Below are 25,682 nucleotides of genomic sequence, written 5' to 3'. Positions count from 1 at the left end.
AGGGGGCGATTCGGTTTTATCTGAGCAAGCTCCTGAGAAAGCTCCTGAGAAAATGATGGCTAGTAGCCACAATTGTCGCTTGTGACAGTCTTGGGCAGGGCGTAGGATGCGCGCCCTGATCAGCCTGGCTGAACCGTTTTACCCGAATGCGACATGGATTGTTATGACTCACTCCCCCCGTTTTTTCTCGCCCTTGCTCATCCTGGCAACGGTGACGCTGCCGGCTTTCGCCGATCCAGGCGCCCAGCGCGCCGAGCTGCTGCAGGTTTACCGCCAGGCCGTCGAGCATGACGCCCAGCTGTCCGCGGCGCGCCACGAGTACCAGGCCCAGCGCGAAAGCGTCCCCCAGGCCCGGGCCGGGTTACTGCCCACGCTCAATGCCGGCAGCACTGTGGAATCGGTGCGTCTGGAGCGGGATGAACCGGGCCTGACCCGCACCCGCAGTACCACAGTATTCCAGGCCAATCTCAACCAGCCGCTGTTTCGTGCCGATCGTTGGTTTCAACTGGAAGCGGCCCATGCCAGCACCGCCCAGGCCGAGCTTGAATTGGGCGCGAAGGAGCAGGGGCTGGTGCTGACCACGGCCCAGGCCTATTTCGAAACCTTGCGCGCCCTGGACCTGCTCGCCGCCTCCAAGGCCGAGGAAGCGGCGCTCAAGCGCCAACAGCAACAGGCCCAGGCCCGCCTGGAGAATGGCGCCTCGAGCATCACCGATGTGCTCGACGCCCAGGCCGCCCATGACAACGCCGACGCCAATCGCAAACTCGCCGAGCGCAAGGTCGAGGATGCCTTCGAGGCCTTGTCCCGTTTGACCCGCCAGGACTATTCGACGATCGAGGGCATTCAGCATCAACTGCCGGTGGAGCTGCCGGTGCCCAACGATGCCAACGAATGGGTCAGCCGCGCGGTGCGCCAGAACCTGGCGTTGCAGGCCAGCAGCTACGCGGTGATTGCCGCCGAACAGACCAATCGCCAGCGCAAGGCCGGTTATGCGCCGACCCTCGATGCGGTGGCGTCCTGGCGCAAAGGTGAAAACGACAGCTTCGGCTACAGCAACCCCACCGACTTCGGGCGGGATGGCTATCGAGGCAATGTCACGCAAAGCAGCATCGGCCTGGAGCTGAATATTCCGCTGTACTCCGGCGGCATGACCCGTTCCCAGGTGCGCGAAGCGACCGAGCGGCTGGCCCAGAGTGAAGACGAGCGCGAGGACCGCCGCCGTGAAGTGGTGCAGAACACGCGCAATTTCTACCGCGCGGTGAATTCCGATATCGAGCAGGTCATTGCCCGCCGGCAGACGATTCGTTCCGGCCAGGCTTCGGTCAAGGCCAACCAGGTCGGGCGGGACCTGGGCTCGCGTAACACCGCGGATGTGCTCAATGCCCAGCGCCAGCTGTACAGCGCGGTGCGTGAGTACAACAACGCGCGCTACGACTACATCATCGACACCCTCAAGCTCAAGCAGGCGGCGGGAACCCTGAGCCCGAAGGACCTGAGCGATCTGGCGATGTACCTGACGAAAGACTACGACGCCGATCGGGATTTCCTGCCACCGCAGGAGCGCAAGGCGCTCTGATGGGCGGTTCATACAATCGAGTGAAATAAATCTCAATCAATGATATCGTATTGATACTAATTGTTTCAGGTTTGATATAACATCTTGAAATATTAGGACTTTACGGCCGCAACGCGGCATGCATGGAAGCTTATGAGCGAACAAGGAAGGGGCGCTGAGTCGCCCACACCAGACACTGGCCTGGTCTGTCTGGTGATGCTGGCCCGGTTTCATTCGGTGGCGGCATCCGCCGAGCAACTGGCCCACGAATTCGCTCCCGAGAACCAGCCGTTCACCCAGCGCGAACTGCTGCTCGCCGCCCGCAAGCTGGGGCTCAAGGCCAAGTCGGTCAGCACTTCCATCGCTCGCCTGGAGCGCACGCCATTGCCGGCGATCGCGGCCGATGGCGACGGCACATTCTTCATCATTGCCAAGCTCGACCAAGGCCAGGCGCTGATCCAGGACCCGCGTGCGGACCGGCCTGAGGTCATCTCCTTCGAGGCCCTGGCCGCACGCTGGACCGGCGAGCTGGTGCTGCTGCGCTCCGAGGCCGGGTTGCCGGGGGAAACCTCGCGGTTCGATTTCACCTGGTTCATTCCCGCCATCGTCAAATACCGCAAGTTGCTCGGCGAAGTGCTGCTGGTGTCCTTTGCCCTGCAGCTGTTTGCCCTGGTGACGCCGTTGTTTTTCCAGGTGGTGATGGACAAGGTGCTGGTGCACCACGGGCTGACCACCCTGGATGTCATCGCCGCGGGGTTGCTGGGCATCATGCTGTTCGAATCGGCCTTGAGCGGTTTGCGCAGCTACGTGTTCGCCCATACCGCCAGCCGGATCGATGTGGAGCTGGGCTCGCGCCTGTTCCGTCATCTGATCAACCTGCCGCTGGCGTATTTCCAGGCGCGCCGGGTCGGCGATTCGGTGGCCAGGGTGCGTGAGCTGGAGAACATCCGCAGCTTCCTGACCGGCAACGCCATTACCTTGTTGCTGGACGTGCTGTTCTCGCTGGTGTTCATCCTGGTGATGTTCTACTACAGCGGCTGGCTGACCCTGGTGGTGCTGTTGTCGCTGCCCCTGTACGTGCTGGTCTCGCTGTTTGTCACCCCGCTGTTGCGCGCCCGCTTGCAGGACAGTTTCACGCGCGGCGCGGAGAACCAGGCGTTCCTGGTGGAGACGGTGAACGGCATCGACACGGTGAAATCCATGGCCGTCGAGCCCCAGGCGATTCGCAAGTGGGACAACCAGATGGCGGCTTATGTCGCGGCCGGGTTCAAGACCCAGACCTTGTCCACCATCGCCAACGAGAGCGTGTCGCTGATTGGCAAACTGGTGACTGTGGCGACCCTCTGGCTGGGCGCGCGGCTGGTGATCGACGGGCAGCTGTCGGTGGGCGAACTGATCGCCTTCAACATGCTGGCCGGCCGGGTCAGCGGCCCGATCATGCGCCTGGCGCAGTTGTGGACCAGCTTCCAGCAGACCGGCGTTTCGGTGCAGCGCCTGGGCGATATCCTCAACACCCGCACCGAGCTGTCCCAGGCCACCCGCAGCGCCTTGCCGCCCCTCAGGGGGCAGATCGAATTCGACCAGGTGCATTTCCGTTATCGCGCCGACGGTTCGGAAATCCTGCGCGGGATCAACCTGCAGATCGCCGCCGGCGAAGTGATTGGCGTGGTGGGGCGTTCCGGCTCGGGTAAAAGCACGCTGACCCGCCTGCTCCAGCGCCTGTATGTGCCCGAGCGTGGGCGGGTGCTGGTGGACGGCATGGACCTGGCGCTGGCGGACGTTTCCTCCCTGCGCCGGCAGATCGGCGTGGTGTTGCAGGACAACATGCTGTTCAACCGCAGCATCCGGGAAAACATCGCCCTGAGCGATCCGGGCGTGCCGCTGGAAACGGTGATGCATGCCGCCAGCATGGCCGGGGCCCACGAATTCATCCTGGAACTGCCCGAAGGCTACGACACCATGGTCGGGGAGCATGGCACCTCGCTGTCCGGCGGCCAGCGGCAACGCATCGCCATCGCCCGGGCCCTGATCGGCAACCCGCGGATCCTGATTTTCGACGAGGCCACCAGTGCGCTGGACTACGAGTCCGAACGGATCATCCAGCAGAACATGCAAAGCATCTGCGCCGGGCGCACGGTGATCATCATCGCTCACCGGTTGTCGGCGGTACGCGATGCCAACCGCATCCTGGTGGTCGACCGCGGGCAGATCGTCGAGCAGGGCAACCATGCCGAACTGCTGGCGCACCAGGCCGGCCACTATTCGCGCCTGCACCGCATGCAGCAGGGTTGAGCAGTCCTTCCGCCGCTTGTCATGACCGCCCCGGCGCGCAGGATTCCAGGCGCGCCGGCACTCACCGTATTCCGGATTCAAGGATCGATTTCCCATGAGCGCAACGCCTTCGTTAATGCAGCGTTATCGCCACGCCTGGCGTGAGTCCTGGCGCCAGCGCAAACGCATGGACAGCGTGCAGCGCCTGCCCCATGAAGCGCAGTTCCTGCCCGCCGCCCTGGAGTTGCAGGACACCCCCGTGCATCCGGCGCCGCGGATCTTTGTCTGGAGCATCCTGGGCTTTGCCGTGCTGGCCTTGCTGTGGGCCTTTATCGGCAAGATCGAAGTGGTGGCGGTCGCGCCGGGCAAGATAGTGCCCAATGGCAAGACCAAGCTGATTCAATCCAGCGAAACGGCGGTGGTCAGGGCGATCCATGTCAGTGACGGCCAGGCGGTGAAAGTCGGCGAGCTGCTGGTGGAGCTCGACCCGACGGCGGCGGATGCCGACGTCAGGCGGATTCAGAACGAACTGCTGGCGGCCCACGTCGACAGCGCCCGTGGTGCGGCCATGCTCGATGCGATCAATCGGCAACAGCCGCCGGCATCGCTGATCGGCGCGATTGCCAATGCCAACCCGGAGCAGGTGCTCGGCGCCCAGCGCTGGTTGCAGGGGCAGTATCAGGAATACCGCAGCAACCTGGAGCTGGTGGACGCGGAAATCCTCCAGCGCAGCGCCGAAATCCAGTCCGCCCAGGCCCAGGTGGCCAGCCTGCGGCAAACGGTGCCGATCGCCACGCAATTGGCCGAGGACTACCGGCGGCTGCTGGAGCAACAGTACGTGGCGCGCCATGAGTACCTGGAAAAGGAACAGGCGCGCCTCGACCTGCTGCGCCAGCTGAGCGTGCAGCAGGCCAGTGTCTTGCAGTCCACCGCGGCCCAGGCTGAGGCGCGGCGCCGGCGCGAAGGCGTGGTCGCGCAGAACCGCCGGGCCATGCTCGACCTGCAACAGGAGGCCAATCAGAAAGCCGCGAGCCTGGTCCAGGAACTGGCCAAGGCCCGTTACCAGGAAACCCTGACCAGCCTCAAGGCCCCGGTGGACGGCACCGTGCAACAACTGGCGATCCACACCGTCGGCGGCGTGGTCACCCCGGCCCAGCCGCTGATGGTCATAGTGCCCGCGGACCAGCCGGTAGAAGTGGAAGCGATGCTGGAAAACAAGGACGTGGGTTTCGTCCGCGCCGGTCAGTCGGTCACGGTCAAGGTGGAAACCTTCACCTTCACCAAATACGGCACCCTCGACGGCGAAGTGCTGAGTGTCTCGAACGATGCCATCGAGGACGAAAAACGCGGGCTGATCTACAGCAGCCGCATCCGCCTGAAGTCCGACCACCTGCTGGTCAACGGCCAACGCGTGGCGCTGTCGCCGGGCATGTCGATCACTGCGGAAGTGAAGACCGACCAGCGCCGGGTGATCGACTACTTCCTGAGCCCGTTGCAACAGCATGTGGATGAGAGTTTGCGGGAGCGCTAGAGCTGTTGAAGTGACGTTCCCGGCGTATCGCCAGGCATCAATGATTCTTTCAACGTGGGGGGAATGACCGGTATGGCCAGATCTGTAAGCCGAAGCCTGTATTGGCTCGGGGCGGCAGCGGCAGTTGTGCTGCTTGTGTACTACTTGCTGCCAACCACGCAAGACAACCCCTACATGAAACTTCATTCAATCGGGGATGGCAGTGTTTTTACCGGGTGTGAGTTTTCACCCATCAAGCAGGACCTGCCTGCTTTTCGACTCTCCATGAGCCCGCAGACCTGTCGCCTGGTGCGTTATGACGGCAGCAGCGGCATTGAATTCACCCTTGAGTATCCAACGGCAGAGGTGGTCAGCGACGACGCCAAGGGCAGCCGTTACCCGATAGCTTTGTTTATCGAACGTATTTCCATGGAAGGCTTCGACGCCGACAGGCACCTGCGCGGGAAGCATCCCGTGGCGCTGGCGGACGGGATCGAGGGTTATGAGGTCGGTGGTTTTCAGGAGCGCAAGTTCACAGGGAAAGACGGTGTCTCGGTATATGTCTCGGACTACCTGGCGACGGTCCGGGCGAACCGCCTGTATGGCAGCGGATCATGGGTTTTCTACCAATACCCAAAGGAACTTACGGATGTAAGGGCAGTAGATGATTTTGTTCTCGATGCCCTCGGTAATGTATTGGCTGAATAAGGAGGTGGTGTGTGGAATTGATGGCGTTTAATGACCACCAGCTACAAGGGGCTTCGCGCTTTTTGGATAAAAAATATTATTCGGTTGGCAAGGTTCTTAATGTTGCTTCAAGGATCGAGGTCTGGCGCAAGTTCTTGATTTTTTTCAGTTGTATCTGGCTGGCGGCATGCTCTGCACCGGTATGGGTGGTCAAACCCATTGATATTTCACAGGCCGAACAAAGAGTCACAGCAGATTTTGTAGTCAGCAAGTCGGCTGACTATAGATTCGCTTTGCTATTTGTTCAGGGAAACACCCTGGACGAAATAATCAGCCGGGAAGAAATCTTGGGCACCAGCCACAAGGAAGGTGTAGCGATTCCTCTGCATCTGCGGGTCTTGAAAGATGGAACGCCGGTGTTTGACGGGAACATAGTGACCACGCGTATCTACTGGGGGCAGACGTTCGATTATCAGGGGCAGCGAATCAACACGGCGGTGCGTTTGATCAAGACATTGGAATTGTCGCCTGGGAAATATTCGGTCGAAGTCGGCACTCTTGGGGAAGTACAGGCATTTCGCAGTATCGAGAGCTACGTAGAGTTTAGTTATTACAATCCCAAGCATTGAAGCGTTTTTGTAAGCTGGTAACGCACTGAAGGGACAGATTTGTTTTTAGGTGAATCCAGCTCTAAAAAATAAATCTATCCCCGTTGACTAATTATTGAGGGATCAGGAGATGTTATCGATAATCCACTTTCAACGCAGTTTGCTGATCGCTGTAATCCTGTTGTTTTCTGCTTCGGTTACTGCGTCCTGCAGGTTTGAGGGGGGAAGGGATGGTCATCACTCATATGAGCTGAATCTTCCTGAGTCCGAATGTCGCTGGGTGGACAATGGGGGCGGTGAAGTCATGACGCTTTCAATCGAGTACCCCAGCATGAAAGTCGTAAAACCGCGAGTAGGGAACTCAGTTATCACGATTCGAATGTTCCCGGTTTTACGACCCTCTTTTCGGGAAGGGGCATTTTTAGAAGGGGTGAAACCGTTCAAGGTTGTTGAGGGAGTCGAGTTCTACGACTACGGGGGACTTATTACTCGCACATTTGACGGAGGTGAAGGCGAGACTGTATTTACCACCGATCATGAGCGCTTCTGGCTGGCTAAGCGTTTGTTTAAAGATTTGCGGGTGTCTTATCAGTATGCGCGTAACTATGAAGACATAAAGTTTATGGATAGGTTTGTAATGGGTTTTCTTGAGCAGGTAATAGTTAGGTAAGGGTTTACAGCATCCGCATCCGCCCGAAAGCCGACCACCTGCTGGTCAACGGCCAGCGCGTGGCGCTGTCGCTGGGCATGTCGGTCACCGCGGAAGTGAAGACTGACCAGCGCCGGGTGATCGACTACTTTCTGAGTCTGATGCAACAGCATGTGGGTGAGAGTTTGCGGGAGTGTTGAGGGTTGTTCGCCATTTATATGCTATTGAGGTCAATTGATGATTACTAAATCAAGGAAATATCTGTATTGGCTGGGGGGCGCAATATTTTCTTTATTATTGCTGTTTTTCTTGGTTTCAAAGCCGAAAGACAATCCATATATGACGCTTTATTCGTCGTCGAATGAGCACGGCTTTTCAGGGTGTGAGTTTTCAAACGAAAAGCGGCCAGGCGTGAGGTTTCGATTTTATGTCCCAGCCGATGAGTGCAAATTAATTATTTATCATGGTGGCGCTGGTATTAGATTTTATATTGGTTATCCGAGCTTGAAGGTTGTTCGTGCGGGTGCCAAGGAAGGCTTTTCTATCTATTTTTACATGGAGCGCATTTCCTCAGGTGAGTTTGATGCAGATAGGCATTTGGCAGGAAAAAAGCCGATTGCAGTTAGGGATGGAATGGAGATATATGAACTTAATGATTATAAGGAAAGAAAATTCAATGGAGAAGATGGTGTTCCTGTTTATGCTTCTGACTATCTAGCTACCATTCGGGCAAGCAGGTTGTACAAGTCGGAGTTTTTGGTTTTTTATCAGTACCCAAAAGAGTTTGCAGATGTCAAGGCAATGGATGATTTCGCTCTTGATGTTTTGCGTAAGATAGTAGCTGAATAAGGAAGTGGTCCATGGCGTTGGTAGTATTTAGTGATGATCAAATAAAAGAGCTGCAGCGGCTTTCGGATAAAAAAGATTATCCAGCAGCGTATGACTATATGCATGGTATTCTCGCGGCTGAAACCGCAAAAGCTGGGAACTCAGCGAATGCGGCTGATTTACAGGCCGTTACTAACTGGCTCGCGACAGCCAAGGCTATCAATTCAAACGATAGAGGCAATTTCCTTAATGATCTTGTTCGTGGGTCGATACAGTATTCGGTTGCCAAGACCGGGCGCCCGTTAGATGATGCCGCGTTTCAAGTTGCTTCGGACAGACTGGCTTCGGAGACAATAAAAAATATAGTGAATGGGAAGGGAGTATCTACGGCCGATATTATCGGGGATTTAGAGTCGGACGGTATGACGACAGGGTTGCAGTTACAGGCATGGCAATGGCCCGGCGCCTTGGCTGACATACTTCCAGCTCCCGCGGGCATGGGGCGGGACTTCATACAGATGCCCCACGAAACGAACATGGAGTTTATGCAAAATATCATAAGTTCCATGATTTCAAATATGGCGGGATTGGAACGAGTATTAAACCGAGATTCTGTACTTGATCGCAGTCCAGCGTGGAAGTTGTGGCGAGAGTTAAATACATTTGTGGCGAATAACCGCTATAAACTGTATGAGAAAGATGACGCGGCGCAAGTTGTCCCCCGTAAAGACCTGATCAACATCGACATCAACCCATCCCCGCAACCCCAACAACACATCCAGGGCGAAAGCAAAGCCCAGCAGGACGTCGCCAACGGCTTCATTCAAAACTCGGCGACCAACAGCATCTTTGCCGTCGGCGGCATTCTCAGCAAAACCGATTTCACCTCGACCCAGATGGCCAGCCTGGCCTCGGGTGGCATTCGCCCGGGCGAAATGCAGCTTGATCCCAATGCTCGCCCCAATACCTACCTGACCCAGTTCTACCAGCCGTCCAGCCCGGACAAGCCGGATTTCAGCCTGCGTAACGCGGTAACGCTGAACGGCCTGTCGGCCATGACCACCTTCAACACCTACGTTGACCCGCTGTTGCTGGACCTGACCGGCAACGGCGTGCACATGACCGATATCCGTGACGGCGTGCTGTTCGACACCGACCACAGCGGCACGCTCAAGCGCAGTGGCTGGGCCGATCGCAGCACCGGCATGCTGGTGATCGACGATGGCAGCGGCCAGATCAAGGACGTCAGCCAGATGTTCTCCGAGTACTACGGCGGCAAGGCCGGGGTGAACGGTGCGGCGGGCGAGACGAAATTCAAGGACGGTTTCGCCGCGCTGGCCAGCGAGGACGCGAACAAGGATGGGGTGATCGACCAGCGCGATCCGATCTGGAGCAAGCTGCGGGTCTGGGTCGACGGCACCCATGACGCGAAAGTCGATGCCGGCGAACTCAAGACCCTGGCCGAACTGGGCATCACCCAGATCAACGTGCGGGCGGCGGCGTCCACTCAAACCGAAGTGCGTGACGGCAACCGGGTGCTCGCCACCGGTTCGTTCACCATCAATGGCAAGAGCCAGGAAGCGCTGGCAGTGGATTTCCTCGGTGACCCGGTCAGCAACACCCTGAGTGCCCAGGGCGCGGGTACCAAGGTGACCTCGACCACCAATGGCATCACCACCACCGCCTATGCCAGCCAGAGCACCACCGGCGAAACCCTGGACGCGGCGCAGCTGGGCGTGGGCAACCTGTATGGCGGCAGCGGCAACGACACGCTGATTGCCGCGCCGGCCGGTGGCTGGCTGGTGGGTGGCGGTGGCAGCAACACCTATGTCGGCGGCAAGGGCGATGATGTCTTCGTGATCAGCGCCTCGGACGACACCAAGAACATCCACGGCAATGGCGGTCATGACACGGCGATCATCGTCGGCGACAAAGGCGTGGTGCTGAACATGGCCCAGGCCGGCCTGACCATTGCCCAGGGCGGCAGTGGCGACGACACCCTGATCAGCGGCGGCAACGGCAGCGCCTTCATCAAGGGCGGCTCCGGCAATTCGACCCTGGTGGGCGGGGCGGGCAGCGACGTGCTGGTCGGCGGCAGCGGCCACAACACCATCATCGGCGGCAGCGGCAAGGCGGTGATCTACGCCGGGCCCCAGGGCGACGTGATTTACGCCGCCGAAGGCGGCAGCATCATTCACGCCGGTGGCGGCGCCGACCGGATTTTCGGTGGTGCCGGCAATGACGTGATCGAAGTCGGCCACGGCAACGCGACCATCGACGGCGACGGCGGGATCAACCTGGTGACGCTGCACGGCAACCATGGCGACTACCGCATCACCCGCACCGCCAGCGGCTATGAAGTGGCCGACAAGGTGAGCGGGCGCGACGGCACTGTGACCCTGAAAAATATCCAGAAGCTGAATTTCTCGGATATCTCAGCAGTCGACCTGCAAACCCCCAACGCCATGCCCGTGGCCGATGTGCTGACCCTCGACAAGGACGGCAAGGCCTTCAACCGGACCCAGGCCCACCTGATTTCCGCGCAAAGCCTGCTGGCCAACGATCAACACCTCAACAGCCAGGGCGCGCTGCGCATCGCCAATGTCGGCGACGCGGTCGGCGGCACCGTCAGCCTCACCGCCCAGGGCGACGTGCTCTTTACCCCGGATGCGCGCTACACCGGTCTGCTCAGCTTCAAGTACGGCGTGGTCGATGCCGCCGGCAACCTGTCGGCCTCGGTGGTGGACCTGAGCAGCGGGCAGACCGCGCCGATGCGCGCCGGGGTGACCTTGCTGACCCCGGAAGTGCCGCTGGACCCATTGGCGGCCCAGGAGTGGTACCTGAGCGACACCAACGTGCTGCCGGTCTGGAAGGACTACACCGGCAAGGGCGTGCGTATCGGCCAGTTCGAGCCGGGCGGCCAGTTCGCCACCGCGCCCGAGATCTTCGATATCGCCCACCCGGACCTGGCCGCCAACGTCGATAAGGCCTGGCTGCAAACCCAACAGAGCAACGGCAGCTTGCCGGGCCTGGTGTCCAACCACGCCACCATGGTGGCGGGCGTGATGGTCGCCGCCAAGAATGGCTCGGGCGGGGTAGGGGTGGCCTACGGCGCGACGCTGGGCGGCTACTACCTGGCCAACAGCGGCGCCGACCTGGCCGGGCTGGGGCATATGGTTAGCTTCGACATTGCCAACAACAGCTGGGGCTTCACCAACGATTTCGCCCTCAGCAGTTTCCAGGACGGCTTCGTCAACACCGCCACGGCGCTGAGCATGAATGCCCAGTACGCCGCGAGTAACGGCCGCGGTGGCCTGGGTACGATCATTGTCGCGGCCGGCGGCAACAGCCGCGCAACCGGCGGCAATGCCCAGGGATCCCTGACCAACAACAACCGCTTCTCGGTGGAAGTCGGCGCGATCAATGCCCAGGGCGACTTGTCGACCCTGCAGATCGGCTCCTCGCCGTTCTCCAACCCGGGGGCCAGCCTGCTGGTGTCGGCGCCGGGCAGCAACGTGGTGTCCACCAGCCATATGCTGGAAACCGATCGTGGCTCGACCTTCGGCAACGACTACACCAGCATGCAGGGCACCAGCTTCGCCGCGCCGATCGTCTCCGGTATCGTGGCGCTGATGCTCGAGGCCAACCCGAACCTGGGCTACCGCGACGTGCAGCAGATCCTCGCGCTGTCCGCGCGCAAGATCAACGACCCGTCCACCCAGTGGAGCGACAACGCCGCCCACGGTTGGAACGGCGGCGGTATGCACACCAGCAACGACTACGGTTTCGGTGAAGTCGACGCGCGGGCCGCGGTGCGCCTGTCCGAAGCCTGGATGACCCAGAGCACCGGGGCCAACGAGTATGTCTACAGCGCCTCCAGCGGCGCCCTGGGCAAGAGCCTGGCGGCGGGGGGCACGCTGAGCTCGTCGATCGCCATGAACGCCGGCCTCAATGTGGAACACGTCGAGATCGACTTCGATGCCCAGGTGGGCCGCCTTGGCGACCTGACGCTCAAGCTGATCTCGCCCGACGGCACCCAGAGCGTCCTGCTCAACCGCCAGGGCAAGGTGCCGGACGGCATGCCCGGCGCGAGTGCCAGCGATGTCGGCAGCACGCAGTCGGGAGCGTTCAAATACACTTTCATGACGACCCATGACTTCGGCGAGCGCTCGGCGGGCAACTGGACCCTGCAGGTGAGCGATGCGGCTTCCGGCCAGCCGGTCACGCTCAATGCCTGGTCGCTGCGTTTGTACGGCAGCAAGAGCACCCCGGACGACACCTATTTCTACACCGACGAATACCTCAAGTCGGTGGTCGGGCATGCCAACCGCGCGGTCCTGGACGATGCGGTCAATGGTGTCGCGGGCGGGCGCAATACCCTCAACGCGGCAGCCGTTTCGGGGGACACCTCGGTCAACCTGTTGACCGGTGTCGCCAGCATCGGCGGCGCGGCGTTGACGGTGAAAAATCCGGCGAGCATTCAGAACATCGTCACCGGCGACGGCAACGATGTGCTGGTGGCTGGCAAGGCCGATGCCTTGCTCGACGGCGGGCGTGGCAACAACAGCCTGAGCGGTGGCGCGGGCAAGGACTTCTTCGTGGTCCACCGCCGTGAGGGCGGCAGCGATGTCATCAGCAACTTCGAGGCTGCCCGTGGCGAGATCATCGACCTGGTGGGCTTTGCCGGGAAGAAGTTCACCGACCTGGTGCTCAGCCAGCAAGGTGCGGACGTCAAGATCGACCTGACCAAGGGCCAGAGCATCGTCCTGAAGAACCAGCTGCTGGCCGGGATCGGCGCGGCCAACTTCAAGTTCCAGGACACCTTTGTCGCCCCGACGGCCTACGTCAACAGCGACGCCTCGGCGGTCCAGCCGCAGGAAGGCCTGGGCACCGTGCTGCTCAACGGCGGCGCTAAGGGCGTGATGTACAGCAGCGATGCCCAGGGCAAGATGGTCGCTTCGTTGAGCGGCACTATCTACAGCCATGACAGCGCGACCTCGGATGTGTTCGTGGTGGCGGCCCAGTCGGGCGTCAAGGACTACAACAACGCCTTGCGTGGCTTCCGTCATGGGATCGACAAGATCGACCTGCGCCAGACCGGAGTGACCGATTTCAGCCAGCTGACCATCGAGCACAAGAATCGCGCCACCCTCAACGGCCTGACGCAGATTCATGGGGTGTACGTGACACGTAACGGCGCCCAGGGCGCTGCCTCGAACGTCAACCTGGTGTACCTGGATGCGCTGGATGTGGCACAGGTCAGTGCTTCGGACTTCATCTTCGCCGAGCATGCGCCGGAGGTGGTGCCGAGCGTTGGCCCGGTGCCTGCGGTAACCGAGCAGCCGACGGTGACTGTGCCGGGTACGCTGACGCCGATTGTCGAGCGTCCTGGCGTGGACAAGCCATCGGTGGTGTCGCCGCTGCCGCCGGTCGATCTGCACCCGACCATCAGCGTTCCAGTGGTCGACCCGGTGTTGCGACCTACGGTCACGTTCCCGGACATCAGTCTGCCGGAACACAAGACGATCGATCAGATCCTTGCCGAACGCGGTATCGACCTGAACCCTAAGGTGCCGGAGCACAAGACCCTCGACCAGATCCTGGCCGAGCGTGGCGGCAACCAGGGACCGACGACGATTCCCGAGCACAAGACCATCGAGCAGATTCTCGCCGAGCGCGGCATCGGTTCGCTGGAGCCGTCGAAGGTGCCGGATATCGGCCCGGTCGGCCGTGATCTGGCGGGGCGTACCCCGGTGGATGTGCCGAGCCCGCGACCGATCGTGATCCCTGATATCCCGGTGGTCGATATCGCTCACCGCGACCTGGATATTCCGAGTCGTCCACGGGTTACCGTGCCGGATATCCCGGTGGCGTCGGACCCGCGGCTGAAGTTCGACGATCCGCTGCCAGCGGTGACCGACACCGATGATTTCTCGTTCGCGTCGATCCGCGACAGAATCCGTACGCGCCCGACACCGACCACCGTGGAGCCGGTAACGAGCTCGTCGCGCGACCCGCTCACGCTGAGCCCGTTGCCGACGGTCGATCCCGCGCCCGTGGCCAGCGATCCCAACACCATGACGGTCAAGGGCTTCTTCGCCAATGTCAGCCTGGGCGACGAGAGCAAGACCATCAACGTCGAGGCTACAGGCGCCAAGCTGGTGGCCGGTAACGGTGACAACAAGGTCAACGTGACGGGCCGCCGGGCCGAGATCACCCTGGGCAATGGCAACAATGTGATTGCCGGCGACATCAACAAGCTCACGGTCGGTCATGGCAACAACAGCATCACTGACAGCGGCTCCTTCGCCACGGTGAAGCTGGGGGATGGCAACAACAAGGTCGTGGTCAGCGGCAGCATGCCGACCGTGGAAGTCGGACACGGGGTCAACGACCTCGAGTTCAGCGGCAGCATGGGCCAGCTGGTGTTCGGCCAGGACATCAGCCCCGAGCGCCTGTGGTTCCAGCATGAAGGGGCGGACCTGCAGATCTCGGTGATCGGCAGCCAGCAGGAAGTCACGCTGCACAACTGGTACGCCGCAACCCCTGAGCGTCCACGGGACATCATGACCGGCGACCGTCACCGGTTGCTGGGCAACGATGTGGAAAACCTGGTCCAGGCCATGGCGGCGTTCGCGCCGGCAGCCCCGGCGACCATGACCTTCGGCGCTGCCGAGCAACAGGCCTTGCAACCTGTGCTGGCGGCCAACTGGACGTGACCGCGGTAGTTTGATCCGGTAACAGGGCCCGCGATGTTTATCGCGGGCTTTTGCCGCTCTCGTTCGGGAGCGGTTTCTGTCTTATCCCTCCAATCTCCTCGTCTTGCCAATCACCCGTCGCTCAGTCGCCGGCAGGCGTCTGCTCCTTCAGGCCAAGGTGACGTGGCACCGGACCTGGTCGGGGCTCTCCTTGAAGCAAGCCATAGTGTCTGGCCTGCACAACGCTTTTTTCCATTCCAGGCTCCAGTGCTTGAGAAATGTGGATTCGGAGCGGAGTGGGTCCCGTTATGGGGCGCATAGATCAAATAGAGTCCAGCCCACTCAATGTTTGAGTGCTGTGCTCCGCGCAACTTCCGATGCATTTCAAGAGTACCAGTTCGCTTCCCGCTTTTCAGACGAGTTCGCACCCTGGCTTATCAAGTTTCAGATTAACGATATCTAAACTGTCGAATGCCCATAGGCAGCAGTAGGAATGCTCCTACAGTGTGTCAGGAACAACTCTTATAGATTTGTTTGCAGGGCGCGATGACACTGATATCGCCTCTTGATGTTCGCAGGAAATACCAAGTTTCTGAAGTCTCTATCCCTGTGTTTGTACTGGGTTTAGTGAAAAGTTAATACAGTGATAGCGGCGGCAGGGGCGATATCAAGGCAGGTGTTTAATTCTGGATAATATATTGCAGTGCGAGCGATTATCCAGATTAATGTAATCATCCATATTGGAAAATACATCATCTACAGGGGCTTAATATGAATACTCAATCAAATCAGGGAGAGGTCGTGGGCGCGGTAGACTGGAGCAAATTTGATGGGATTGAAACCTTGAATATCGAATTCGCCGACAACACCGCATCCTCCAGCGCAGCCATTTTTGGCAATGGCAGAAATCAGGTGGGCGTGACAATAACAGTAAGGTGTTATAGCAAGGATGGTGGATATCTGCCCATTACAGAGGCAGACCTTAAGAATCCAACGTTCCTCTGCTATTACGAGAAAAACCCGGTCAGCAAGCTTAACTACTATTCAAATGCCGCCTACAACACTAACTCATGGTGGTATACAGATACAGCGAACGCCTATAACCGTGCTTATCAACCCTATGCGTCATCTGAACAGGTTAAACGTCTCCAGCTTAAGGACGATGGATACGCTCAAGTCACTTATTACGTGTATTGGGTTCCAGGCGCAGGAACACCAACAAGTGCAACGGATATAGCAGGGGGTATCAATATCAATGGAACATATTACACAACGAATGAATACGAACAACCATCGATCCCTGCATATCTGAACATTAGTGAGTTGAACGCAAAGAACTACACGACCGAAGACACCAATTTTACGAGGGTCGATACCGCCACGCATTCGGATATCTGGGTCGACACCAGGGAGAATGGAGGGAGCTGGGCTGATTTCTGTTCGGCTGATCAAGACAACTATTACCTGTCCCTTAAGGACCCGAATTTCCGGATTCAAGACTTCAGTGGCTGGAACACTACTCAACCGTTCTACATTCGTGGAATGTCAGAGGGTGATGCCTGCATGAACGAGGCCTACCTGTTTACAAAGGCCATGGGGACAAGCCACATGGTAACGATGTGGTACTACAACAGCTCGAATCATACAATTAAGAGCGTCTCGAACGGTTTTAATATTCCAATTAACGATCGAAGTAATGCGATTACATTGGCCCGGATCGCCTACAAGCCGAACAATAAAAATGCAGATACCGATGATGACTGCCATTCGGATTGCATTATCAGTATCTTTGATCAGTATGGGAATACCGGGAAGTTCAGCTTCTATTCCAATGATAATGATGGCTGGGGTAATTTGATTTCTGTGAGCGATGCTTGATTAACAAAGTTTAATTTTTATCCCCGTACTGGGCGGACGGGTGCCGCCCAGAACCTTACAAGCAAGGTAGGTCCGCTTATGTCATCTAATTACTATAGTCAGGCAACTGCAAATTTTACTGGGTCGACACAGGCCTATGTAGATCCACGAACCGGACAGTTCGCATTCTCAATGCCCCTTGGCACCCTGATAGGGAACTGCAATCTAGGCCCTTCCTTGCCGTTGGCGATACAGTACGCCCCGATGACATCTGACAATGTTCAGGGGATCGGCATTGGTTGTACGCTAGGGCTCTCTAATTACGATCAAGAGGGGAAATTGCTCACCCTGAATACAGGAGAGCAATACAAGACGATAGAGTACCCGGACTCTGTGACAGTCAATCAGAAGAAACTCAACAGTTTTGTTTTCATAAAACAGTCCTCGTCTGAATATCATATTGTCTATAAAACGGGAGAGGTTGAGGTACTGACTAATAAGGGGTTGAGCCCAAGAACCTTCAAGCCCACACAGATTCTGTCGCCAGCGGGGCATTCTTTGTTCCTGACCTGGCAGATGAACGGTAACTACTGTCAGTTGACCATGGTTCAGGATGAAACAAATACGTTATGCAGGATATCTTATGACGGCAAACCCACCGTATCCATCTGGCCTGGTTCCGATGAAGCTTATTCAGTCACGTTAACCGTGACGAACAATCGGCTCTATTATGTGACGAACAATGCAGAAACCCCAAGTCTAACTTGGTCCATAGACTATGACTCGGTCCTGATAGGCGCGGAGAAAGTACCACTAGCCACCAGTATCACTGCCCCCACTGGCTATCAGCAACATGTTACCTACGCGGCCAATGTCATGGCCTTTCCCACGTCAGCCAACTTGCCGCCGTTGCCGGCTGTAACGAACTACACGCAACGACCTGGCATGGGGCAGCCGGCAATTACAACTACTTATTCCTATAGCTCAAAGAATTATTTGGGTTTTGATGGTGTAAGTTCTTGGACTCCGGATGTTGATAATCTGTACAGTGTGCTCAGTGACTATGAGTACACTTCGACTGAAATGGTGCTGGATAAGTCGAGTGTTCCTACTATGGTAACTGTTCGTGCATACAACAGCTTTCATTTGATGACCTCGGAGAAGATTTCACAGGGTAAGTGTTCGCGTCTTGCGAACACCGAGTATTATGCAGTTGCTGGCGCTACTTTTGATCAGCAGCCCAACTATTATCAATGCCCCATGACCCAGACCGTCACTTGGAGTAATGGTGACGAAAGTCGTTCGGAAGTGACAACTTCAACTTATGATTCGGACGGGAATCTCCTGGCTCAAATTGACCCTGATACGACGCTTACTGAGTATGAATACAATGCGGCAGGTTCGAGTGGTTTTGTAAATCTACTGAAGAGCAAAACTGTTACCCCTGCCAAAACCGAATTTAATGATGAGTCTGCATATAGAACTGAGTATGAGTATGAGGACCTGTACCTGGGGTTGATCCCTCCTGTGGGTAGTATTGTCACGCAGTGTTATGTTCAAACAAACGAGATTCACAGCAGTAACGGCCTGGTACTGTCTAGCCGGGCTACAGAATACGTGAAGGACTCAACATCCGGTACTCTGTCATCTGAGTTTGGACGGATCAGCCGTTTGACATCTGTTCACTACAACGCCCCTGATGAAACATATACGAGTACGGTTGGTTTTGAATTTTCTCGCAGCGGTAACTCTCTTGTACAGTGCTCTTCCTATAGCTCGCATGATGGTATTTTGTATAGCGTTGGTCGTACTCAGTCTTGCTTGAGTGGTCGGCTGTTTTCAACTACTGACAGGCTTGGGAACGTAACGAATTATGCCTATGATAATTTAGGCCGGCTAACTGAGAAAACGTCGAATGTAGGGAGCTTGAATTATCAGCGTGTGGTTTCAACCCAGTATTCCATGGTGACTGAAACTGACCCTGTCACTCAAGGTGTTATTGTCACAGACATTGTTACTACACGAACGGATGAGCAAGGGAACTCGCAGAGAACTCACTTTGATGGTCTCGGTCGGGTTCTTGTGTGTGCTCGGAATTGGGTTGATTCAGGCCAGGTTGACGTATGGTATGAAACTGAGAGGAAAAGTTATGATGAATTTGGGCGGGTAGTAGTTACGGAAAGTAGCGACAGCTTAAAGTCATCTGAAGGGAATCAGACGTCGCTCACTGTTACAAATAAATATGATGATTGGAACCAGAAACAGCTCCGCATATATTCTACGCAGCAGCAAGCCTATACAGACTATAACCCGTGCCTTCGGCAGACCAAGACCCAACTCCAGGTTGTCGATGGCTCTCATGTTCTTGGCTATTTTTTGGAAACCTACAAAGCCCAAGTTGTATCCGACAGCGATGTGATGGAGTTTTCCAGTACTAATATTGCTTTTGATTCTAGCGATACGCCTCAAGAAACTACCTGCTCCGATTTCGATGCTCTCGGTCGAATGAGAAGGCAAACTATAGAGTTGACTGCAACCAGCAAGGCGACTAGCAGCTGGGATTATGATGTGTTTGGTCGGGTAGTCAAACAAACGCTACCTGATGGTAATTACATTCTGACTCAGTATGATCCGAGTACTAGTCGTAATCTGGTTTCGAGTCTGAAGATCGTAGATGTCAGCGCAAGTCCCTATCCTGTTACCTACGATCTCGGTCTTCAAAAATTTGATGGTCTGGGACGCTTGATCAGCCAAAGCTCCGGTGGTCGCACACAGACACTAACTTATAATAAGGACAATTTCAGCTCGAGCCCGAACTCGACTACGGACAGTCAGGGAATAGTCATTAATTATGGTTATATTAAAGAACTAGGGAATCAGCTGGCCAGCCTCAAGAGCACTGGGGCTGCTGTGCAACAAGACTTTGCATATGGCAAGACTGGTGAACTCATTGAGGCAGATGAAAGTGGCGGTATGAAACGAAGCTATTCGTACACGGCATCTGGCTTTTTGGAACAGGAGGTTTTTACTCCTGTATCTGGTTCAGCATTGGCAGCGGATTACACCTGGTCTTTACAGGGGGCTCTTCTTTCATATACGGATGTTGCTGGGAATTTACAAACCATATCGCTTGATAAGTTTGGCCGGACTAAAAGTATTTCTGATCCTGCTGTATCAGTGAGTCTCTCATACGACTTTGCCGGGCGAATGTATAAGCAGGATGCAACGGATACTAAGACAGGCCAAGACATGACGACGCTGCTGGAGTTTGATGATTTTGGACGGGAGACTAAGCGTACACTGTCTACTGCCAAGCAGGCTCAGGTTTTACTGTCTGTTACTCAGTCATATAACTTGAATGGGCAACTGGCAACCCGCACTGCGACAGACTCCGAGGGCAATATTTTGCGTGACGAGCAGTTTGTGTACGACTTGTGCAGTCGTCTAGTAGTTTACAGTGTTGCTGGGTCTCAGCCTCCAGTTGACGGGTATGGTCAGATAATTTCAAAGCAAAGCTTTGAATACGATGTGCTGAACAATATTACTCAATGCACCACCGTGATCGTTGGTGGAGAGAGTGATGTTGTGAGTTTTTCCTACAGTGAAATTGATCCCGCGCAACTATCGAGTTTAACTCGTACAAATTCCAGCGCTCCCATTGTCCTCTCTTATGATCAGAATGGCCGAATGACCAAGGACGAAGCAGGGAGAAGCTTGAGTTACGATGTTCTTGGTCGGCTTAACACTGTTGTAGAGCAAGACTCCATTGTCGCGACTTATGCTTATGACGCTTTGGATATGCTGATTTCACAGAGACTATCTGGCAACGACATTCGCCAGCTTTACTATCGTGGAACCACTCTGGTCAATGAGATCAATGTACCTCAAGGTAAACAATCACGGTTTGTCAGACTGAACAATACCTGTCTGGGCGTCAGTGATGATGAGCTGTGATTTTTATAAATAATCTTGTTGTTTGGAGTGAGTTAAATGTCATTTAAATTGATTGGTTCTGACGATATGAATAGCGCGCTGTTGGCGCTATCTGGTAGCGGGCAGCAAAATATTGCTTATGCACCTTACGGCAGTAAAAATTTCAATTCGGTGGACGCTCCGTTGCCAGGTTTTAATGGTGAGCGCACTGATCCGATAAGTGGTGTGTCCCATCTGGGGAATGGCTACAGGGCGTACAACCCGGTTCTGATGCGTTTCAACTGTCCAGATAGCTATAGCCCTTTTGGGGCAGGTGGAGTGAATGCCTATGCTTATTGTGCTGGTGATCCAATAAACAGAGCTGATCCTAGTGGCCATATGAGCTGGCAAGCGGGTGTGGGGATTGGTTTAGGTGTACTGAGCATTGTTGCAGCCATCTTTACCTGTGGTACATCTATTGCTGCGGCGGGAGGGGTAATGGCAGCAATACGAAGTGCTCGCCGAATTGCATTAATTGCGGGAGCTGCAGGTATAGCAGCTGATGCAACAGGTATTGCAAGCGCTGCGACGGAAGAGAGTAATCCTCATGCGTCTGAGGTATTGGGCTGGGCCTCCTTTGGCCTGGGAATGGTCTCGTTGGGAGCAAATGTCGCGGACGGGGTACACCAGCGAAGCCTCAAGAGGGACTCTAATGAGTCCATGAGTGGTTCAGTCGAAAGTAATATGAGTATCGAAGGTGAGGGGGAGTACCATCCAATAAGTGGAGAAACCTTAAGAAACACCAAGGCTGATTTCTTTGATGTTGAAGAAAATCTTGCTGTGGGGAATATAAGGGATGGCAAAGCCAGAACGACTCAAATTAAATCTAGTCAAGATTTAAGGGTGCTTAGGGATAAAAGCAAAGCCCACAAGTTTGTTTTTAATCGAGAAGGTGCATTAATGGTAGGAAGCATTGATGACAAAATGGATCCGAAAATAATGTCGCATCCTTATTTGGCGTTTTCCGCTGGGAACTCTGAAGTAATTAGCGCAGGATATATGTATCGACAGGGGAAGAGCATTTATCTGGTTAACCACTCCGGGCACTATAGGCCGAATATTAGCTCTTTAGAACCTGTTCAGGATTATATTGAGTCTCTAGGCTTCAATTCAAAAAAGGTAACGGCTGAGAGTCTTGGTCACGGGTTTCTGAAATTTGGCCTGAAATTTATTCCCTAGTAATAGCTGGGAATACAAGGCATATTATGAGAAAAAACCAAAACACTCCAATAGAGGTCAATCTGTTGAGATTGGGGGTAATTACGAGGTAAGATAAGTAAGTCTGGGTTGGCGGATATTCAACTGAAGACTCCGCCGATCTAAATTAATCAGGCTGCAGATAAAGCATTTAGATTCTCTACATGAAAAAGCAAGAAAACATCACTCGTTCTTGATTTTTCTTGGGCAGGAAGTAGGTCATGTCCCAGATAAGACTTTGAATAATGCTGTTTGTGGGGTTTAGTTGTTTGCAGAATCCGGAAGTCCATAGAAGTAAGAGTTTATATTTTGTTAAGAGGCTTTCCTGAAGTGCTACATTTTTCCGCGACCAGTCATGTTCAATGACCCACAGATCATCCCCAATAGATCCCCCTTATGATCATGCGTAGGCGTAGTCCAGTACTGGATGATCATAGGTTGTCCAGCAATATTCAGTACCAGATTACCGCTGTTAGGTTTGGCCTGTTGAGTCATGAGCAGATACTGACTCCTGAAATCTTCTAGTTCATCAAATAGAGGCCAACCTAGCTCGGCGATCTGCTTGCCATATACTTCGGCCTGACTCTTGCCAATAAAGTCACAGAACGCCTGGTTGCAAAATATCAAGCGTCCTTGTGCATCACATGCATGTATCTGCAGGAGCATGGAGGTGACTATGGAGTGGGATATATAAAGCTCATTTTCGATGTTTAATGTTTCGTGCAATGCGGGGCGAAGTTTTCGTGTGCTGCTTTCCCCGTGATTGAAGCTGTTTCGATTGTAGATTTCGATCACTTCAATCAAGGAGGTTACATTGAGCTTTTGCATCAGCCGCGTCTTGTACGTGCTGACGGTTTTAAAGCTGATGGACAGCAGGTTGGCTACGCCTTGATTGCTCAGCCCCTGTGCCAGATATTGCAATACGGTCAATTCGCGTTCGGATAACTGGTGTAAAGCCTCATTCTCTGAGGGGTTGGCTGCGAGTAATCCTCCGGCACCAACAGGAAAATAACTGCGCCCGGAGAGGGCGGCCTTTATACCTCTATCAAGTTCTTCTAGGTCATCGTCTTTGCTCACAAAGCCGAAGGCACCTGCTTGCAGGCAGCGCCCGGCAAAATACTCCGCATTCTCGGAGCTGAATACCAATATCTTGAGGCTGTCGTTGCGTACCCGCATTCTCCGGATCAAATCCAATCCACCCATTTTTCGGGTATTGAGTTCCAGGATTACAAGGTCCGGGCGCAGTTCTCGATGTACTGTAAGGGCCTCCAGTCCGCTCCCTGATTCTGCGACAATCTCGTGTCCCTGTTTTTCAAGTCTTGAGCGAATGGCATATCTAATAATTGGATGAGAATCAATAATCATGATTCGGCCCATCTATCCACTCCTTTATTGAATTTTGTGCTTCCGCGTGTAACCAAGAATTAAGCGACTAGCCTGTTGATCCGTTGCGTCACGGTTATTGTCTGGAGCAATAAGTTTGACATTGTACTCAATATCTCCGACCCGCTCTAGCAAAGCGTAGGTAGGAATCCTCCTACAGACTTGCTCTATGTGTTTGTGGTTAACGATGTTTATTTGATATTTGCATGGAGTCTGTATTGCGCGACATGAAAAACAGGAGCCCGATCCCATACAGTTGCTCCGGGTTCTATATGTCGTACTCGATCAAGCACTTCTTGGTATCTATTTTTACCCGCATTGAATATTAAGGTGTCGGGCCAGCGCTCCGAACCGAGGATGTTGGCTTAGTCTAGTGAGGGTTGGATATTCACACTTGGCTGCACCACAGCCGATAACGCGTCTAACGACGACTCTTTTGTTTGGATTGGAGAGTTGGACTTACTGTCGGCAGATTGCACGAGGATCCTGGTTAACTGATGAAGATTTCCAGTGGTGCCAGCAGCTACAACGTCGGTGGTGGCGAGGTGTGGGTGTTGGTCGATTATCTGTTGACTGTCTTCTGATTGCTGAGCGCTAGGCAGGCCGGCATGGAGTCGCGTGCTCGCTTGAGTACACCCTGATCATGAGTGCAGCCGGCATCCCGATACGGCTCTGTTGACGGCAGAGATGATGGCAACTTAACATCGTGATATCACTTTGATGTCATCGTATCTCGAGGGATCGAACATGCTCTCACCCGCCCTCGCGGGGAGGTTGTGCCTGGCTTTGCTGTGCCTGACTCCGCTGCACCTTGTTTATGCCGCTCCCACCCCCGGTGACACCGACCTGATTCGCGAACGCCAGGACCGCCTGCTCGAAGAGCAGCGCCGGCGCCTGGAAGAACTCAAGGAGCTGCCCGGTAAAGAGGCTGCTCCCACCGCGCCGACCGCACCTGCCGACACCCGCTGTTTCCCGATCAAGGACATCGAGCTCAAGGGTGCCGACAGCCTGTCCGCCAGCGAGCAAGCGCGCCTGCTCAAGCCCTATATCGGTCAGTGCCTGGGTGTCAGCCAGCTCAACGAGCTGCTCAAGGTCATCACCGACTACTACCTCGAGAAGGGCCTGGTCACCAGCCGTGCCTACCTGCCACAGCAGGACCTGTCCGGCGGCCATTTGAAGGTGCTGGTGGTCGAGGGCCGGCTCGAAGGCTTGAAAGGCGCCGCCGACAGCCAGCTGTCCGAGCGCGAGCTGGCCATGGCCTTTCCCGGCCAGGTCGGCGCGCTGGTCAACCTGCGGGAAATCGAACAACTGGTGGATCAGCTCAACCGCCTGCCGTCGAACCAGGCGCAAATGGAGCTGGCCCCCGGCAAAGAAGTGGGTGGCAGTGAAGTACTGGTCAAGAACACCGCGCAAAAGCCCTGGCGGGCCGGGCTGTCGCGCAGCAACGACGGCCAGCGCAGCACCGGCGAGCAGCAGTGGGGCACCACCTTCGATTGGGACAGCCCGCTGGGGCTGGCCGATCAACTGATGTTGCGCGGTGGCCACGATGCCATGAGCGACCACCAGCACACCTCCAACAACGCCATGCTTTCTTACAACCTGCCCTGGGGCTGGTGGAACTTCAGTTACACCTACAGTCAGAGCGAGTACCGCTCCCAGGCCCAGGCCAACGGTTTCAACTTCAAGCAGACCGGCGACAGCCAGAACCACCAGTTGCGCGCCGAGCGGGTGATCCTGCGTGATGCGGTGAGCAAGACCTCGCTGAATGCCGGCCTGGCCTACCTGCGCACCAACAACTTCATCGAAGACAGCAAGCTCAAGCTGAGCAGCAACCGCCTCAGCGAAGCCCAGTTCGGCATCAATCACGGCCGGCGGGTCGGCGGTGCCTTCGTCAACCTCGACCTGGGCATGCAGAACGGCATCGGCGCCTTCGACGCCCAGGACAATGGCCACCCCGGGCCCGGGGAGCCGAATGCGCGCTACCGCAAATACAGCGCCACCCTGAGTTACCTGCAGCCGTTCAAGCTGTGGGGCGAATCCCTCAGCTTCAGCAGCCTGATGACCGGCCAGCGCAGCGAAGACGTGCTGTTCAGCCCGCAGCGCACCAGCCTCGGCGGGCAGTCGTCGATTCGCGGGTACAAGGATCAGTCGCTGTCCGGCGACAGCGGCGGTTACTGGCGCAACGACCTGCGCTGGAGCCGTCCCGTGACCCTCGGCTGGCTGCGTCCGGTGTTCGCCGAGTACGGCAGCAGCCTGGGCTACGACCAGGGCGTGATCCGCGGCGACCGCTACAACGGCGAGCAGCACGGGCGCCTGTCGAGCAACTCCCTGGAACTGTTCGCCCGCGGCCAGCACCTGGCGACCAGTGTGACCTTCGCCCATTCCCTTGAGCGTCCGGATGTCCTGAGCGAGCGCGAAGCGCCGATCTACTTCCGCCTGGACCTTCTCCTCTAAATCGCGTTTTTTC

General features: G+C 56.0%; 13 protein-coding genes and 1 pseudogene. 13 read left to right on the top strand and 1 reads right to left on the bottom strand.

All coding sequences use genetic code 11. The annotated features are described in order from the left end of the window. Window positions 1-163: 163 nt before the first annotated feature. From ACTJKT_RS09965 to ACTJKT_RS09910, 12 genes and pseudogenes are all read left to right on the top strand, one after another. Window positions 164-1,576, top strand: a complete 1,413-nt coding sequence (locus ACTJKT_RS09965; RefSeq protein ID WP_440786951.1) for a TolC family outer membrane protein — start codon at window positions 164-166, stop codon at window positions 1,574-1,576. 132 nt (window positions 1,577-1,708) lie between these two features. Continuing rightward, window positions 1,709-3,847 carry a type I secretion system permease/ATPase gene (locus ACTJKT_RS09960; RefSeq protein ID WP_053280041.1) on the top strand — a complete coding sequence of 713 codons (2,139 nt, stop codon included), beginning with the start codon at window positions 1,709-1,711 and terminating at the stop codon, window positions 3,845-3,847. Window positions 3,848-3,941: 94 nt separating this feature from the next. Further along, entirely contained in the window at window positions 3,942-5,357 is a 1,416-nt protein-coding gene (locus tag ACTJKT_RS09955; protein ID WP_440786950.1) for an HlyD family type I secretion periplasmic adaptor subunit, read from the top strand. 63 nt (window positions 5,358-5,420) lie between these two features. Continuing rightward, on the top strand, window positions 5,421-6,044 hold the full coding sequence (locus ACTJKT_RS09950) for a hypothetical protein (protein ID WP_440786949.1): 624 nt from the start codon (window positions 5,421-5,423) through the stop codon (window positions 6,042-6,044). Between the two features lie 20 nt (window positions 6,045-6,064). Beyond that, entirely contained in the window at window positions 6,065-6,652 is a 588-nt protein-coding gene (locus ACTJKT_RS09945) for a DUF5625 family protein (RefSeq protein WP_440787038.1), read from the top strand. Between the two features lie 310 nt (window positions 6,653-6,962). Then, window positions 6,963-7,301: a hypothetical protein gene (locus ACTJKT_RS09940; protein WP_440786948.1), complete on the top strand. Its 339-nt coding sequence runs from the start codon at window positions 6,963-6,965 to the stop codon at window positions 7,299-7,301. A 2-nt stretch (window positions 7,302-7,303) separates the two neighbouring features. Next, window positions 7,304-7,480 (top strand): annotated as a pseudogene (locus ACTJKT_RS09935) (hemolysin secretion protein D); the annotation flags it as partial. Window positions 7,481-7,517: 37 nt separating this feature from the next. Further along, window positions 7,518-8,129, top strand: coding sequence for a hypothetical protein (locus ACTJKT_RS09930; protein ID WP_440786947.1), 612 nt, complete (start codon window positions 7,518-7,520; stop codon window positions 8,127-8,129). An 875-nt stretch (window positions 8,130-9,004) separates the two neighbouring features. Next, the gene (locus ACTJKT_RS09925) at window positions 9,005-14,827 is read left to right on the top strand and encodes a S8 family serine peptidase (protein WP_440787037.1); all 5,823 of its coding nucleotides are present in this window, start codon (window positions 9,005-9,007) and stop codon (window positions 14,825-14,827) included. 750 nt (window positions 14,828-15,577) lie between these two features. Further along, window positions 15,578-16,684, top strand: a complete 1,107-nt coding sequence (locus tag ACTJKT_RS09920; protein WP_440786946.1) for a hypothetical protein — start codon at window positions 15,578-15,580, stop codon at window positions 16,682-16,684. A gap of 78 nt (window positions 16,685-16,762) precedes the next feature. Then, window positions 16,763-20,617: an RHS repeat domain-containing protein gene (locus tag ACTJKT_RS09915; protein ID WP_440786945.1), complete on the top strand. Its 3,855-nt coding sequence runs from the start codon at window positions 16,763-16,765 to the stop codon at window positions 20,615-20,617. A 36-nt stretch (window positions 20,618-20,653) separates the two neighbouring features. Beyond that, a complete protein-coding gene (locus ACTJKT_RS09910; RefSeq protein WP_440786944.1) occupies window positions 20,654-21,814 on the top strand; it encodes an RHS repeat-associated core domain-containing protein in 1,161 nt (386 codons plus the stop codon). 351 nt (window positions 21,815-22,165) lie between these two features. Here the strand turns inward: ACTJKT_RS09910 and ACTJKT_RS09905 are convergent, their stop codons facing one another. Continuing rightward, window positions 22,166-23,209, bottom strand: coding sequence for a response regulator (locus ACTJKT_RS09905; RefSeq protein ID WP_440786943.1), 1,044 nt, complete (start codon window positions 23,207-23,209; stop codon window positions 22,166-22,168). Window positions 23,210-23,962: 753 nt separating this feature from the next. Between ACTJKT_RS09905 and ACTJKT_RS09900 the strand changes: the two genes are divergently transcribed. Continuing rightward, window positions 23,963-25,669, top strand: coding sequence for a ShlB/FhaC/HecB family hemolysin secretion/activation protein (locus ACTJKT_RS09900; RefSeq protein ID WP_440786942.1), 1,707 nt, complete (start codon window positions 23,963-23,965; stop codon window positions 25,667-25,669). Window positions 25,670-25,682 lie beyond the last annotated feature (13 nt).

It is taken from the genome of Pseudomonas sp. 22526, from assembly GCF_052044735.1.
Classification (GTDB): domain Bacteria; phylum Pseudomonadota; class Gammaproteobacteria; order Pseudomonadales; family Pseudomonadaceae; genus Aquipseudomonas; species Aquipseudomonas piscium.
Note: the sequence above shows the minus strand (reverse complement) of the source record. Positions and strands in the feature narration are given on the sequence as shown.